This window comes from Collinsella sp. AF33-16 (assembly GCF_003475325.1).
Taxonomy (GTDB): Bacteria; Actinomycetota; Coriobacteriia; order Coriobacteriales; family Coriobacteriaceae; genus Collinsella.
Window position 1 is genome coordinate 44,708 of sequence record NZ_QRQC01000009.1, and the last position, 15,790, is coordinate 60,497.

Genomic DNA, 15,790 nt, shown 5'->3' on the forward strand with positions numbered 1-15,790 from the left:
TATTGGGATGGCGGATGCCGACCTATCCCTGGGTGACCAGTCGGTAACCGATGCCCACGTGCGTTTGGATATAGCGCGGATGCGCGGGGTCGGACTCGATCTTCTTGCGCAGCGTGCCCATAAAGACACGCAGGCTCGCCAGGTCGCTCTTAGTTGCCGTGCCCCAAATCTCGTGCAGGATAAACTGGTGCGTCAGCACCTTGTCGGCGTTATGCGCCAGCAGGCACAGGAGCTTGTACTCGATCGGCGTCAAATGCAGTTCCTCGCCATCCATCGTGGCGATGCCGGCATCAAAATCGATATGCAACTCGCCGGTATCGAACGAGCCCTCGGAGGCAACGCCGCCCGTTTGCGCATACGAAAGACGCCTGAGCGTCGTGCGAATGCGCGCGAGCAGCTCCTCGACCGAAAACGGCTTAGTCAGGTAGTCATCGGCGCCGGCATCGAGCGCTCGGATCTTGTCCGCGTCCTCGCTGCGCGCCGAAACCACGATGATCGGCATGCCCGACCACGCGCGCACCGACTCCACCACCTTGACGCCGTCCATATCGGGCAGGCCCAGATCGAGCAGCACAATGCTCGGCGCCTGCGACGAAGCGGCGGCGATGGCGGCGTGGGCGGTCTCCACAGCCATATGGCGCAAACCGTGCGCCTCGAGCGCGGCGACGATAAGGTTGCGGACGGCGGGATCGTCCTCAACGACCAAGATGAGCGGTTTCACGGCAGAGTTCGGCACAGCGCTACTCCTTATCAAACGAAACGTCGGCGGCGGGAAGCTCAATCGTAAAGACCGAACCGTGAGGGTCCGCCGCGGTAACCTCTATGCTACCGCCATGTGCCAGCGCAATGGAGCGGCAGAGCGAAAGCCCCAAGCCCACACTGCGGCAGCTGTCGGCCAGGCCATGGTTGGCGGTGTAGAACGACTCAAAGATTCGCTCGCGGTCCTCGGGCGCAATGCCCGGGCCATCATCAGCAACCGAGCACGCCACGCATCCATCATGGACGCCAATCGAGATTACGATATGCGAGCCCGCAGGCGTATAGGCGATGGCGTTGTTCACCAGATTGACCACCAGCTGCACCATCAGGCGCGCGTCGACGTTGACAAGCGCCGGCTCATCGCACGCCACCACCTTAAGGTCGTGCTCGCGCACGGCCGGGTTTACGTGGCGCAGCGCCTCCTCGACGATATCGTCCATGAGCTCGAGCGTAGTCGACAGATGCATGCCGTCGCCCTCAAGCTTGGTGATGGCGAGCAGGTTCTCGACGGTGGCATTGAGCCATTGCGCGTCCGAGCGAATGGATAGGAGCATGCCGCGGCGTGTCTGGTCGTCGAGCACGGCCGTGCCGGTCGAGCCCTGGTCGAGCAACACGTCGGCATTGCCCGAAATACTGGTGAGCGGCGTACGCAGATCGTGCGAAATGGAGCGCAGCAGGTTGGCGCGCAGCTGCTCGTTTTTGGCGAGCACCGCCGCCTCCTCGCGGGCCTCCATGGCGCGGGCGCGATCGAGCGCCAGCTCGCCTTCGCTCACGATGGCATCGGCAAGTGTCCGCTCCTCATGCGTCAGCACGTCGGACTCGGCAACGACAGCCAGCACGCCCACCACCGAGGCGGGGTCGCCCGAGCGGACGAAGCCGTCGCCCGTGCGAACCGTCAGGTAGATGCCATAAAACGCCGAGCCGCCATAGGTGGCATCGAGTGGCGTTCCCACATAGGCGGACGCCGAGAGCCGCGGCGGCATCTGCGGCGCCAGTTCATGCACCGGCGCGGCATCGCCCACGGCCGTGTATGTCGCACGCGGCAGTAGGTCATCGCCCTCGGCGTCGGCGCTGTACCACACGACCGGACAGCCCGAAAGACGCGCCAGCTGCGTTGCCATGGCATGGACAATCTGCTGCTGATCGGCGCACCGCTGCAGCATGCGGTTGGTCTCGAGCACCATATGCGTGCGGCGGTCGCTGGCGGCAGCCTGTGCCAAGGCACGGCGCAGGGCCAACGCAATCGAGCTCGACACAAGCGAGACCACAAACATGATGAAGAACATGCCGGGATAGACGCGGTCGATAAACGACAGCGAGTAGCGCGGGCCGACAAACAAGAAGTTGTAGAGCGCCACGGCGGCAGCCGAGCTCAGCAAGCAATACAGGCGACTCCAGGTAAAGAATGCGCACAGCTGAACGGCAAACACATAGACGATCATGATGCTCGGCGCGAGACCCGGATGGTCGAGCAGCGCGCCCACAATCGTCGCTGCGACCAGCAGCCCCGCCGATACGCAGGCGTCATACAGAGGAGTGCGACGCGTCAGCGTTGTACGCCGCCACCAAGAGTTCTCGGCAATATCGCCGTCCGCACGGACGTCCATCAGCGCCCCGCCCCTCTCTCAAAAACAAAAACCACCACAAAGGGACAGGCACCTTTGTGGTGGTTTCCCTTGTGGTGGCTCCAAGTGTAAAGCCTTTGCAACCTGCGGTCGTTAGACAAACAGCACGTGCGCAAGCAGCGCGCAAACGCACGCCGCGACAAGCAGCGTCACCACGATCGAGATCACGCGGTCGGCCATGTCCATGTTGGCACGATTCGTAAAGAACCGATCTTCGGCGGCGTCGACGCGCGCCTCACGCACCATTTCGACCACCGCCTCGCGGCCATCGAGCGCCTTTGTATCCATGTTTGCCTCCCCGGCCTCAATCTTGTCCATCGAAAACCAACTCCATGCAGCCCGTCGGCGCCTACGGACGCTCGTCGGGAGCCAGGCGCTGCATCTTGCTCACGGCCTTAAACTTGGTGAACAGCGGCACGTACTCAAAGCTCACGTTGGAGTTCTCCAGGCCGTACCAGCGCGCAGGCGTGCCGGCGGCGCGGCGGATGATGTACTTGAGCGTGATGGCCGTACGCTCGCTGGGCTCCACGTCGCTTTCGGGCGCCAGCAGCTTGCGGATCATGACGAACTTAAACGTACCGATGTTGCCCGGGTCCTTGTAGACCGAGTAGTCATGCGTCTGCGCCGGCAGCTCGCCGCTGGCAGCCAGGTCCTGAACAACCTGGCGCAGGTAAGCATTGACGCGCTGGTTGATCTTATAGCCCAGGTACAGATGCACGCGGAATACGTAGTCGGTGCCGAACGTCTCGACCGAGTAGGCAAAGGTATGCGGCTCCTCCATGGTCTCGACATTCACGAACCACCAGGCGCGAGCGCGCTTGGGGTGCTTGTCCAAAATCGAGTAGACGATATCGCGGTCGATATAGTCGGTGTTGGTGTCCTTGGTCAGGTACACGATGTTGTCGCTCATGAGCTCGTAGCGATCGTCGTCGCGCAGGCGTTTGAGCTGCGGCAGATAGCTGCGCAGCGGCAGCAGCGTAAACTGACGTTGCTCGACCGCCGTACCGTTGTACCAGCACACCATAATGCCCATGATGAGTGCAGCCATAAGGATGGTGAAGTAGCCGCCGTGGAAGAACTTGGTGAGCGAGCTCACAAAGAAGAAACCCTCGAGCAAAAGGAAGAAGGCAGCAAAGATCCACGGCGCGACCTTGAGATTGCGCTCCACGTGCAGATAGAAGAAGAGCAGCATTGTCGTGCACATCATGGTCAGGGTAATGGCCAGGCCGTACGCGGCCTCCATGTGCGCCGAGTTCTGGAACAGCAGCACCACGACGACGCAGCCCACGAGCATGACGTTGTTGACCATGGGGATGTAGAGCTGGCCCTTGGTCTCGGCAGGATAGAAGACCTGCATATGCGGCATGAGGTCCAGGCGGCTGGCCTCGGACACCAGCGAGAATGCGCCGGTGATGAGCGCCTGCGAGGCGATGATGGCCGCGACGGTGGAAAGGCCGACGGCAAAGGGGCGCAGACCCGGGGCGAGCATCTGGTAGAAGGGGTTGAGGTCGGCGATACCCATGAGCTCCGGGTTGCCGGCGTTGTTGATAAGCCACGCGCCCTGGCCCATGTAGGACAGCAGCAGGCAGCACTTAACGAACGGCCAGGTGGCGTAGATGTTGCCGCGGCCCACATGGCCCATGTCGGAGTAGAGCGCCTCGGCACCGGTGGTGGCAAGGAAGCAGCTGCCCAGAATCATGATGCCCGCGTGGTTGTTGGGGCTCAGCAGAAAAGCGATGCCACGCAACGGGTTGAGGCACAGCAGCACCGCGGGATACTGGCAGACAAAGAACAGGCCCGTGCCGCCCAGGAACAAAAACCACAGCGTCATGATGGGGCCGAAGGCGTGACCGATCTTGGCCGTGCCGATGCGCTGCACCAAGAAGAGCGCGATGATGATGGCAAGCGTGATGGCGACGACACGACCCTGGTCGTCACCGAGCACGGCATGGACCGCCGGGATGGTGCGCAGGCCCTCGATGGCCGTGGTGACGGTAACGGCAGGCGTCAGGATGCCGTCGGCGAGGAGCGCCGCGCCGCCCAGCATGGCGGGGATGATGAGCCACTTGCCGCAGCGCTTGACCAGGCTGTACAGGGCAAAGATGCCGCCCTCGCCGTGGTTGTCGGCACGCAGCGAGATCAGCACGTACTTGACGGTCGTCAGCAACGTGACCGTCCACACGACAAGGGAGAGCGCGCCGAGCACGAACTCCTGCGTGACGCTTCCGATGCCGCCGTTGCCAGCAACGAGCGCCTTGGTTACATACATGGGGCTGGTGCCGATATCGCCATACACCACGCCCAGCGTGACGAGCATCGCCGAGATGCTCACAGGAATCGCAGCGTGCGAGGCTACTTCCTTTGCCTTTTGTTCCATAAGCCGGTTTCCTCCCAATTTTAACGTTCGACGGGATTATAGGTAATCAGCCCATATTTTAATGGCACCGTTTTCCCAGCTAGATAAACATTTATGCGGCCTTTAGGCCACCGCGGCGATATGGAATGTGACAAAGGGACGCCCCTTTGTCACATTCGTCATTTGCCGAGCCAGTTTTTGAACCACCACTCCATGGAGCGGCTCATCTCGGTCATAAAGGGACTGGTGTGCTTGCGTGTGTAGATATCCACCACGCGCTCGCCCACCTCGCGGGCGTGCGGGCGAAACATCGCATCCATCTCGGCCACCTGCGCATCCATCGTCGCGGCGTCGGCGCGACAATAACGCTCCTCGTGCACCAGGTTCACCACGGGATGCGCGATTGCCGGGCGCTCCTTACGGGGCGTGCCGATGATGAGCATCGACAGCGGCATGGTATAGGCAGGCAAGTCCAGCAGTGCGGCAACTTCCTCGGCGTTCTCGACGATATCGCCGATATAGCAGCTCCCCAGCCCCAGGGCCTCGGCGGCAACCACGGCGTTTTGGGCGGCGATCACGGCGTCCTGGGCCGCGATGGCAAAGTCGCCCAAACCCGGCGCGCGGCGAGGTGCCTTGCCCGTGCGCTCGACAAACTCGGGCTCAAAGCAACCCACATGCTCAAACAGATCGATCCACTTGGCATAGTCGACTACAAATATGAGTGCCCAGGGCGCCTTGGCGATCATGGGCTGATGATCGCACAGGTCGGCCAGGCGGTCCAGCGTAGCCTGCTCGCGAATGCTCACGATGGAATACATCATCATGGCACCCGCCGACGGTGCGCGACTCGCCGCATGCAGGATCGCCGCCCGCTGCTCATCGGTCACCGCTACGGGACGGTCGTCGTCATCACGCGCGAAGGCACGCGTGGAGGAACGGTGCTCCAAAATGTCCAGTACCGCGTTGCCCGTAGTCTCGACCGGATAGCCGTACGTATCCACGCCCGCAGCTCCGTCGCCGCCCATGTCCGCCTCGCAAACCTGCTCGCTCATCGCCCTACCCTCGCCATTTCTTTAAGAAGCCTTTACGTTTCCGTGTAATTCCCGTCCATTATCGCGCAGGTCGCCACTACATTGCGCCACACCGTCACACGCGCGCGTTAATATGGCTGGTTGTTATGCGCAGCCACCAATCGCTGCGCATATCTTGGTAACAATCGGGTAAATCCCCGCTTTCGTAGGTTTTAGTTTGTGAGGAGTCTCAGCATGTTCGCTGCCGCCATCTCGCTCGTCGGTCTTGCGGCGACCGTCTACCTTGTCTTGCGCGAGGCCAAGGCCATTTGCGCAAAGTCGGGCACCGTTGCTAAAAGCGCTCTTGGGTGGAGCGTCGCCTTCGGCCTGTTCCAGCTCTTTTTGACCGTCTGGGGCGCTATTGGCCTCGTCGCCCAAAACGAGCCGCTCGCCTTTGTGATGCTCATCCTGACCAACGCCATCCTCACCGGCTGCGCTTGGGCCAGCATCGCCCGCGACCGCATCGCCCCGCGCGTCTTTGCGTTCGCCGCGCCCGACGCCCCCGCTCCCACCGGCAAGCTCGCCCGTCTGCGCGGCGCCTTTGTGGGCAAATCGCTCGTCGCCGCCGTCCTGTGCCTGCTGCTCGCCGGCGTCTTTGCGCTGCTGGGCATGGAGGTCTCGTCCAACCACGACTTTACCTGGGTCTACCCCCTGTGCATCCTGCTCGAGTGGGCCATCATCACCACGCTCATAGTCGGCCTGTTCTTCCTGTTCCAGCGCCACGGCGCGGCTCCCGCGGTCCTGGCCTTTGCCCTCTTTGTCCTGGGCATTGCCGAGTTCTTTGTCATCACGTTTAAATCCATGCCCATCCAGCCGGGCGACCTTTCGGCCATCTCCACCGCCGCCGCAGTCGCCGGCAACGGCTACACCTTCTCCATCTCGCTGTTCTGCGTGCTGTCCATGGGCTTTACCGCCATCGCCATGCTGCTATGCGAGTACGCCGGCCTGGTGGCACCGCACCGTCAAAAGGGTGCCGCCAACGCCAAGCGCATGCTGCTCATCAACCTGCTCGTGGCGGTGCTGTGCCTGGGCGGCGTGACCGCGCATGTCACGCTCATCGACTACTACAACACCCTCGGCATCACCGTCTACACCTGGCGCCCGCTCGAGAGCTACTGGCGCGAGGGCTATCTACCTGCCTTTATTAGTGCAGCACAGTCCATCAAGCCGCCCAAACCCGCCGACTACTCCGTCGACGACGCCAAGGCCACGCTCAAAAAGTACGCCAAGGCCTACGACAAGTCCGATGCCGCCAAGAGTGACGAGCGCACCGCCGCAAAGGAGCAATTCGACAGCGAGAAGCCCACGGTCATCGCCATCATGAACGAGACCTTCTCGGATCTGTCCATCTACCAGAACATGCGCGCCGGCTACGAGGGCCCGCAGTACTTTAAGAACCTGTCCAACTGCCTCAGCCGCGGCAAGCTCTATGTGAGCGCCTACGGCGGCGGTACCGCCAATACCGAGTTTGAGTTTATGACCGGCAACTCCATGGCCAACCTGGGCTCGGGCGTGTACCCCTACACCATCTACAACATGGAGACGACCGGGAACCTGGCAGAGCAGTTCAAATCGCTCGGATATTCCACCACGGCCATGCACCCCAACCACGCGACCAACTGGAACCGCGAGAACGTCTACAAGGACTTTGGCTTTGACCAGTTCCTGTCCATCAACGATTTCCAAGGCGCCGATACCCTGCGCGGCATGGTGACCGACCAGGCAACCTACGACAAGATTCTTGAGCTGCTCGACCAGAACGCCGATCCGCAGTTTATCTTCGATGTGACCATGCAGAACCACTCGGGCTACGACACGGGTCTGCTGCCGGTCGACAAGCAGATGCACCTGAACATCGACACGACCGACCTGGACGCTAAGACCGTCGAGGACGGCACGCTCTCCGATGTTGACGAGTACGTCTCGTGCATCGAGCAGTCTGATCAGGCGCTGCGCTACTTCCTTAACGCCTTAAGCAAGCTCGACCGCAAGGTGGTCGTGGTGTTCTGGGGCGACCATCAGCCGTTCTTCCCGTCCAAGTTCAATGACGAGTGGTTTACCAACGAGGACGACGCCACGCACCAGGAGCGTCTGTGGCAGACCGACTACATCATCTGGGCCAACTACGACGTTGCCGGCTGCGACCAGACAAGCGAGGTCGACGACTTGTCCACCAACTACCTGTCCACGCAGCTTATGCAGTTGATCGGCGCACCGCTGTCCGACTACCAGAAGGCGCACATGACGCTGCGCAAGTCGCTGCCCGCCATCAACTCGGTCGGCTACGAGGACGCCAGCCTGCGCTGGGCGCTCTCCTCCAACGTCACCGGTGACGACGCCGCTGCCGCAGCCGCCACCAAGGCGCGCGAGGATTACGCCAAGATGCAGTATTACGAGATGTTCCGCGACGGCAAGAACGTGTATACCGGGCACTTCCAGACCGAGGCCAACGAGACCGACCCCAACCTGGCACCGGGCACGACGAAGATCAAGTAGCGGGTCGCTCATAACTGAAACGTCTGTCCGGGCGGAGGCATATAAGGTTCCCTGCTCGGACAGTCCTGCGCAAGACGGAGGCCACATTAAGTGGCCTCCTTTGCGTGCGGAACTCGCGATGAACCTTATATGCCTCCGCCCGGACAGACGCCTTGTTGTTGGAGCACGGCTTGTCATGGGGGTATCCGCTGAACATATATAAGTTGAAGGCCACATTAAGTGGCCTTCTTTGTATTCGGAAAGTGTGTCCCGGAATCTGCCTTCGGAATGGGACGCAGTTTCCGCTTGAGGGCCTGTTGGGAAAGCGCATCCCACTTCAAGAGTAAATTCCGGGTCGCACTTTCCGCTAAGGCTCTCAACCGGAAAGTGCATCCCATTCCAAGCCTTAATTCCGGGACATAGTTTCCGGACAAGACATCAACCGGAAAGTGGGGACCACTCTGAGCGCCGATTCTGGGACACACTTTCCGAAACACCGCCCATCCGGAAAGCCCGTCCCGCTCTGAATACATCCGGGCATGGAATATCCGCTTATTAGGCCTTCCGTCAATAAAGGGGCGCCCTCCCGAGCGGCGGGCTCGAAGTTCATCGCGAGTTCCGCACGCAAAGAAGGCCACTTAATGTGGCCTTCGTCTTGCGCAGGACTGTAGAGCAGGGAACTTCGTGCCCGCCGCCCGGGAGGGCGTTGCGTTTAGAAGATGAACCTAGCGCTTATCCCTCCGGGACAAAAGAAGTGCGGCTATAAATGCGATGATTGCAAGTGTCAGCAACACCAAAAGCAACGTGAGCGTGTTGTCGCCCGTTGCCGCCAGACCAAGCAAGCCGGGCTTCTTGCTGTCAGCAGACTGCACGGGAATCTTCTCGCCATCGTCCTCGGCGGTAATCTCCCAGCGAATGGTCTTGTTTGCGTCGGCAACCTCGTTGCCCACCGATGTCGGAACGTTTAGCTGCAAATTAAGCACCGTGCTGCCATCGCTCGTAAACGTGGCGATTTGCGTGGGATAAGCGAACGCGCTGCCCGGTGTTCCTGTCTGGAGCCAACCTGCAGAGCCATCGCCCGCCGACGCCGTTAGGGTAATGGGCGACAGCAGGCGTGCCGTCTCGTGATCGACAACGGCACGCACAAACACGCGCACCTGGGACTTTACGCCCGTGGCACGAATCTCTATCTGCTGATCACGCACATCGCCAGGCATCAGATCTTTAAAGGCCAAAAACAGATCGGGCTCCCCCGAGGAGTCCGTCGCCCCCGAGACCGTCAGCTGACGCGCATTTCCGTCATAGGCAATCGCGGGAGTATCGGCAAACGCACGGGCGGGAACAGCGAGCGCGACCACGCAGAAAATGGCCGCGACCATGCAACGCAAGGAGCGCGCAACACCTTTACGAATCGGGAACGCCATACTTACGCACCTCCATGCGGCGGCACCAGCACGTCATTCTCGACCGAGCAACCCCATGCGTCGTGCACGGCCTCATCGGGCGTCGCCTGGACCGCCTGAGTGGAGATATCCACGACAAGATTGCGACCTTCGGTTGCCTTGAGCTCGGTAACCCTATTAATGAGCACGCCGGTTTCCGCGCCGGGAGCGACGGGCGACGTCCAGTAATAGAACCCGTCGCTCGCCTTAACCCAGTTATAAGCCGAGTTCGCGCCCGAGGCATCAGCCACGCTCCACGCAATCTCGTAATCCGCCTCACCCTTCGGCTCCTCCTTCGGCTCATCCCACAGGCGTGCGCCATCCTGGTCCTGCCAGTAGATATCCACTGCAGCACGAATATAGGCGGGCGCGGTACCCGTGTTCTTCGCCTTGACATCGCTTTTCACTTTGCCGTTGAGCGTTTCCTGAACCGATGGCGTCACCGACCCGATGCCGAACTGGTTGACCAGCACGCCCGTAACCGAAAGCCAGGCCAACGTGCCTGCCGTACCGGCCAGGAGGATAACCCCCACCAGCAAGGCGATGATGCGCTTGCGCTTGGACATGCTAATCCTCCTTCTTTGCTACGTTGCCGTTGCTCCAAACGTTATGGGCACGATTGCTGCCGTCGATCCATTTGTCGTTCACACGCGTGTTCGTGCAGGTGAACGTGGCATCGTTCGCGCTCGATGCAGCGGAGATAGTCGCCTGCGCCTTATCGCCCGGCTGCTTGCCAGGGACGCCGATCTGGCTGCTGTAGCGCCATGCCCACGCTGAATCCTCCTCGACGGTGTAGATACCCGCCGGGACCGCAAGCTCGATAGCGCCGGAGTACCAGGCGGAACCGTCCTTCAGCTGCGCATCCGATGACACCGTTACCTCAACCGTGCGCTCCTCCAAGGCGTTGCCGTCCATGCCGGCCCGGGAAACCTTGAAGCGGAACGTCTTGCCCTTCGCCCAGCTATCCTGGGTTTGCTTGACGATCTTGAGCGTATGCGTAGCGGCGAAATCGAACACCGCATTGCCATCGCTCTGAGTGCCGTCGCCCGTGAGCTTGTAGTCCAAACGATTCGTCAGCTCAAACGAGCCCTCGCCTGAACCCGAACTGTAAAGCGAGACATACTTCCCGTTGACAGGCGCAGGAGTCTGGCCAGGAAGACCATAGCCCACGCGGTCAACGTGCACCGTCAGTTGCGTGCCCATGAAGGGCTTTGCAAAGCAAGCCTTGAACGGCGCCTTATCGCTCTTGTCATCTATCGTGTTCGCGGCATTGGGATCAAGCAACCACTTGAGCTGCCCGGTCACATTCTTAGGGCTCGCATCGTCCGATGTGTCGTTAGCGACGACCTTATACGTCACCGGATACAAATCCATGTTGGCTGTAACCGGTTTACCCTTGAAGTCGCTCCACGCCACAGCTTTGTCGCCATTAACCCACTGCCACTCCAAGAACAACTCCTTCAAGCTGCTATCCGCTCGCTCGCCCAGGAATGCGACGATTGCGGAGTAGGCTTCGGGATCGTAGGCCACTTCCTTTGGCTCCATGACGGGTTCACCCTTGTCGTCATAGACCGGGTTGCCGTTCTCGTCCATCTTGGGCACCTTAACTGTCTGAACAAAGCCGGCATTGCCATCCTGGCCACGCAGAACACTCGTATCGTTCGGGTCTACCGTAGCGGTGTAGATGACGTTGCCTTCGGTGTCGTGATAGCGCACTTTAAGCGGCGTCTTCTTGTACACCGCAGTGTAGGTCACGCTCTCAAAGGGCTCGCTGCCCTCGAGGGGATACTTCTCATCGTCAGTCATCAGGGTGTACTGCCCGTCATTGACATAATCGCGCGACCAGCCGACAAAGTCGTACTTGGTGCCGTCAGTGCCCTCAACCTCCTCGGCGGCCTTGACCTCAAGAGAAATCTGGTCGCCGGAATCAGTGCGGCCGAGGCTACGGACAAGATCGGGATTCGCAAGTTTAGAGTCAATGTTCGATTGAACGGTAACCAGGCTGGGACGGTAGACCGGGTACAGCTCCATGGGGGCCTTGACCACGGTAGAAGCACTCACCATACGGATGCCCTCTGACCAAGCGACATAGCCCTTGCCAGGTGCCGGCTCGGCTTCCGTCCAGCCCACGAAGACGTTGAACTTGCCTGTATCCGCATCGATAGTGCTGACGTCATAAGTAGGCTTCGGGATGCCGCCATTAAGGTTGCCGAGCATATCGTCTTGCTGAGCAACTTTGCCGTCCACATCCGTGGCATTGAGGTGGTACACAACCGCCAACGGCGAATAGTACGCCACGAATGTATAGGCTCCGCCAGGTTCCACCGGATAAGAGCAAGTACCATGCTCCACATCGTAGGGAAGCGTCTTGATCTCGCCGTTCGGAAGCTCGATCTCAACCTTCTGCAACTTATACAGCTCACCGCCTGCTTTATAAACCGGCGTCGTAACGTCAGGGGTCACCGTTGCCGTAGCAGGATTGGTGTCCGCGTTGATAACGGGAGCGATGTTGTAGCTAGGCACATTGACCTTGTCCGTACCCTCAAAACCTGCGCGATGCAGGTTGGTGGTGTAGCTGACGTCGTACTTTGCGTAGACGGGATAGGCATCCTGCCACTGGGTGACCTTGGACTCGTCGGTCGCCAGATACGGCTCTGCCTTATCCGGATCACTCGTCACATAGGAGTCGCCGGCGACGTCGTAGATATACTTCCAGACGTCAGAATCCTTCTGAACCTCGGCGGTCGAAATCCAGCCCAGGAACTTATAGCCAGGCACGGCCATGTCGGCATCGGTCGGAGAGGCTTCGAGTGTCAGACTGGGATTGACGTCACCATCCTTTCCGTCGTAGGGCCTTGTATTAACCGTCCTATCCTTATAGAGATGCGGATAGCAATACAGGAACGTCGGATCTTTACCTTCCGCCGTTTTCTGCTGAAGCAAGTTGCTTTCATAGCGTCGAGTAGCAGCCTGCTTTACGTTGCCATCCTTGTCATAGAAGTTGACGTCCGTGGTCACCATGGCGCGGACATAATATTGCTCTGTCGTTAAAACAGCACTCGAAAAAGGATTCTCTATATACGTCCAAGAACCGTCGTCGGGTCTTTCGAGCGTCCAAAAACTGAAGTGGTACCTATCATGTGCGGGGGAAAATTGAACTTTAATACTTGACGCTTTCCACTCATCACTCAGTTTACCGGCTCCTGGAAAATCAGTGTCGGCAATCATATCCTTGATAGTATTTGCGCCAGTGTCGTTACGCACATTATGCGAGTAGGCGTTAATAGGCGCAACGATTCGCGTCGCATCAGAGAGAACCGTAGTGCACTTATCCGCTGGATTCTTATCATCGTGTAACACGTGAGCGGAATCATCCGTACCAGCACCCCAATGGACAATGTTTTCACGAACATATGTCGCGCCAACGTTTTCCTCAAAGGGCGACTTGTACTTATTCCAAACCGAGCAGAGGAGCTTGCTGTCCGTTAGACCGCTATTTGTGAATGCCCGGATGTAGTAATCCACGCGGTACTCAAAGCGTGCGGTATAGGTATGCGGAACGGTCAGGTCCACATTGCCGGGAAGCTTGTAGCTCGGATCGCGGCTCACGCGAACATCAACCGGGGATCCATCGGCAGCCTGCTTGTTTTCATACCAACCCAGGAAACGATAGCCGTCGGGCAGCTGGCCCTCCTCGGATATAGCTTTACCGGATACGTCGAGCACCTGTACGGTATACGCGCTTGTGCCATCTTCTGCAGTCTCAACCTTAACGTCAGTTTTGCCCACACCGTCGCGCCGAGTCTGATCGTCGGTTGCATCCTGCTCATTGCCCTCAAACACCGTCATGATGTTCGACACATAGTCGGTGTACACCGGATAAAAATCGGTAGGGCCAAGCACAGTGATCTCGGTGCCGGCAGGATAGAACGCACCGGCGTTTTTTAACTCGGCAAGCTCAGGCGAGGTGATGGCCGCGTAACCGCCATGCATCCCGGCCTCGCCACTCGGCTGCGTCGTCCAACCGATAAAGGTGGCGCTGGCAGAAAGAGTGCCGCGGTCCGCAGGGGCAGCCGGCGTTAAACCGACGCCATAGCGGTACCAGTCCGTCGACTTGTCGTGCTCCTCGCCGCTCTGCCACGCGAGCGTCTCGCCCTTGACGTTATAGAACAGTACCTGCGCCTCGTACGAAGCAATAAACAGGTCGTTGCCCTTAAAGGCCTCGGCCCCCTTCGCGTTATCGGCGGTATAGCTCGACGTTATCTCGTGCGCTTCGTTCTTCTGGACCTGCTTGCCAGCCTTAACGGCATCGGCATCGGTCTTGCCGTTAAACCAGGCGTTATCGGCATCGATACGGTTCACATTGACTCCGGGCTCACGGAACCAGCCCATAAAGCGGTAGCCGCCGTTGGCCTCGGTCAAACCCTCTGGCTTTGCGGAGGTATCCTGCTTAAACGTTACCGATGTATCGCCCTGGGCCAGGCCTTGGGCCGTTCCCGCCAGCACGGCGCTCACGGCAAAGGCGTACGGATCCGAGGTCGCCTGGTCTTTGCCAAGTTTGGTCTTCTCGATTGTCGCGGTGCCCGCACCGGGAAAATCGATCGTCGCCTTAACGCTTTGGCCATGCACGGGAATTTTCAGCTTGTAATCCATCGCCCACTCATTGGGGTGCGGGGCACCCAGGGCCTTGTCGTTAGCGGTCGAGCGCATGGTGCCGGCACAGAAGTCGTAGTCGTGCTCTTCCCACAGCTCGCGCGTGGTGTAGCGTTCGTCATCCCACGGACCATAGCCATCGCCCTTGATGATGCCGTCGCCGCCAAACGAGGGGATTTTCTTTTTGGCAGGGTTGCCCTGGCTGCTGCCGTTTAGGCTCACGCTCGGCTTAAAGTAGCATTCGGTAACCGTGGCGTCACCCTTGTTGGCGCGCGCAGCAATACCGCCCAGGTTCACATCGTTTTGAATGATGGGGATCACGGCGATGGGATTATACTGACGCGAGCTCAAGTCACCCGCAAAATGGCTTCGGACGAGCTCGTTGCCCTTTTCGGTTAGAATACGACCCGCCAAGCCACCCGTCCACGCGCGCGTCACGGCGACGACGCCCACGTACGACGCGGCATAGCTGTAGCACTGCGCCGTCGAGAAGCAGTCGATAATCTTGGCGTCACCCGCCATACAGCCCACAAAACCCGAGGCATACACGTTGTTGCCGCCCAGGGCGCCAATGGCCACGTCGTACTTATTGGTGACGTCGGTCATGCCCTTCTCGGCAATCGAGCCGTCGTCCTTACGCGTCGGCGTCACGCGGCAGTACTCGATAGTCGAGTTCTTAACGTAGCCGGCAAACGCCGCCATATACAGACCCTCACCGCCGAGCGCCTGCACGCCCGAGGTCGTATTGTTGACGGCACGGCCGCCACGGACCTCGCAGTTGTAGAGGGTGCAGCCGTCGAGCTCGCCGACGATGAGACCGCCCTCAAAGCCTGCGTTGGTAATGAGGTTGAGAGCATTGTTGGCGCAGGTCACGTGCAGCGTGCTCTCCATGACCATAACGTTTTCGAAGCGCGTATTGACGGCCTTGCCCACGATAATGCCACCGCGGAAGTCCGCCCACACGTTGGCGTCCTTGACCAGGAAGTTTTTGATGGTGGCACCGTTGGTCTCGGCAAAAAATCCCGTATCGCGCTCGGGGTCAAAAGCGTCTTTATCGTAGTTCAGGCCCTCAACGGTGTGGTTTTGACCATCGAACACGCCCTTAAACGGATGCTCCTTGTTGCCAAACGACAGATGCTTAACGGTGTGCGAGACAATGGTCTTCATGTCGTCGCTGTCGAGCTCAATGTCGTTATCGAGATATACGTGCCAGCCGGACGTATCGCGCTCGCGCGACAGCGCCACACACGACAAAAAGTCAGCCTCGTTTTTGATGTGGAATTCGGTTTTGGCCTCGGGCACATCCTCGGCATGCACCGCCGTCGGCAGCGCCATAACGCAGCAAAGGGCAATCGTCGCGACGGCAACTAGCCTGCTAAGCACGCCCCGGTTCATGTTCTTGATCTTCAT

At 59.7% G+C, this 15,790-nt stretch carries 9 protein-coding genes; 1 reads left to right on the plus strand and 8 read right to left on the minus strand.

The window, feature by feature from the left end; translation table 11 throughout:
• Positions 1 to 22: 22 nt before the first annotated feature.
• From DWZ52_RS04710 to DWZ52_RS04730, 5 genes are all read right to left on the minus strand, one after another.
• Positions 23 to 736, minus strand: a complete 714-nt coding sequence (locus tag DWZ52_RS04710; protein ID WP_117648427.1) for a response regulator — start codon at positions 734 to 736, stop codon at positions 23 to 25.
• Between the two features lie 4 nt (positions 737 to 740).
• On the minus strand, positions 741 to 2,366 hold the full coding sequence (locus DWZ52_RS04715) for an ATP-binding protein (protein ID WP_118385018.1): 1,626 nt from the start codon (positions 2,364 to 2,366) through the stop codon (positions 741 to 743).
• 111 nt (positions 2,367 to 2,477) lie between these two features.
• Positions 2,478 to 2,672, minus strand: a complete 195-nt coding sequence (locus tag DWZ52_RS04720) for a hypothetical protein (RefSeq protein WP_158572412.1) — start codon at positions 2,670 to 2,672, stop codon at positions 2,478 to 2,480.
• Between the two features lie 61 nt (positions 2,673 to 2,733).
• Positions 2,734 to 4,761 carry a KUP/HAK/KT family potassium transporter gene (locus DWZ52_RS04725; RefSeq protein ID WP_117638035.1) on the minus strand — a complete coding sequence of 676 codons (2,028 nt, stop codon included), beginning with the start codon at positions 4,759 to 4,761 and terminating at the stop codon, positions 2,734 to 2,736.
• Positions 4,762 to 4,919: 158 nt separating this feature from the next.
• Positions 4,920 to 5,792, minus strand: coding sequence for a nitroreductase family protein (locus DWZ52_RS04730; protein ID WP_118385019.1), 873 nt, complete (start codon positions 5,790 to 5,792; stop codon positions 4,920 to 4,922).
• A gap of 213 nt (positions 5,793 to 6,005) precedes the next feature.
• On the opposite strand from DWZ52_RS04730, the gene DWZ52_RS04735 reads away from it, so the two are divergent.
• Complete coding sequence (locus DWZ52_RS04735) at positions 6,006 to 8,306, plus strand: LTA synthase family protein (protein WP_118385020.1); 2,301 nt, start codon at positions 6,006 to 6,008, stop codon at positions 8,304 to 8,306.
• A 704-nt stretch (positions 8,307 to 9,010) separates the two neighbouring features.
• Here the strand turns inward: DWZ52_RS04735 and DWZ52_RS04740 are convergent.
• The 3 genes from DWZ52_RS04740 to DWZ52_RS04750 are packed head-to-tail and all read right to left on the minus strand — an operon-like array spanning position 9,011 to position 15,790.
• On the minus strand, positions 9,011 to 9,709 hold the full coding sequence (locus DWZ52_RS04740; protein WP_117564342.1) for a hypothetical protein: 699 nt from the start codon (positions 9,707 to 9,709) through the stop codon (positions 9,011 to 9,013).
• Positions 9,710 to 9,711: 2 nt separating this feature from the next.
• A complete protein-coding gene (locus tag DWZ52_RS04745; protein ID WP_117640426.1) occupies positions 9,712 to 10,293 on the minus strand; it encodes a hypothetical protein in 582 nt (193 codons plus the stop codon).
• A gap of 1 nt (position 10,294) precedes the next feature.
• Complete coding sequence (locus DWZ52_RS04750) at positions 10,295 to 15,790, minus strand: hypothetical protein (protein ID WP_118385021.1); 5,496 nt, start codon at positions 15,788 to 15,790, stop codon at positions 10,295 to 10,297.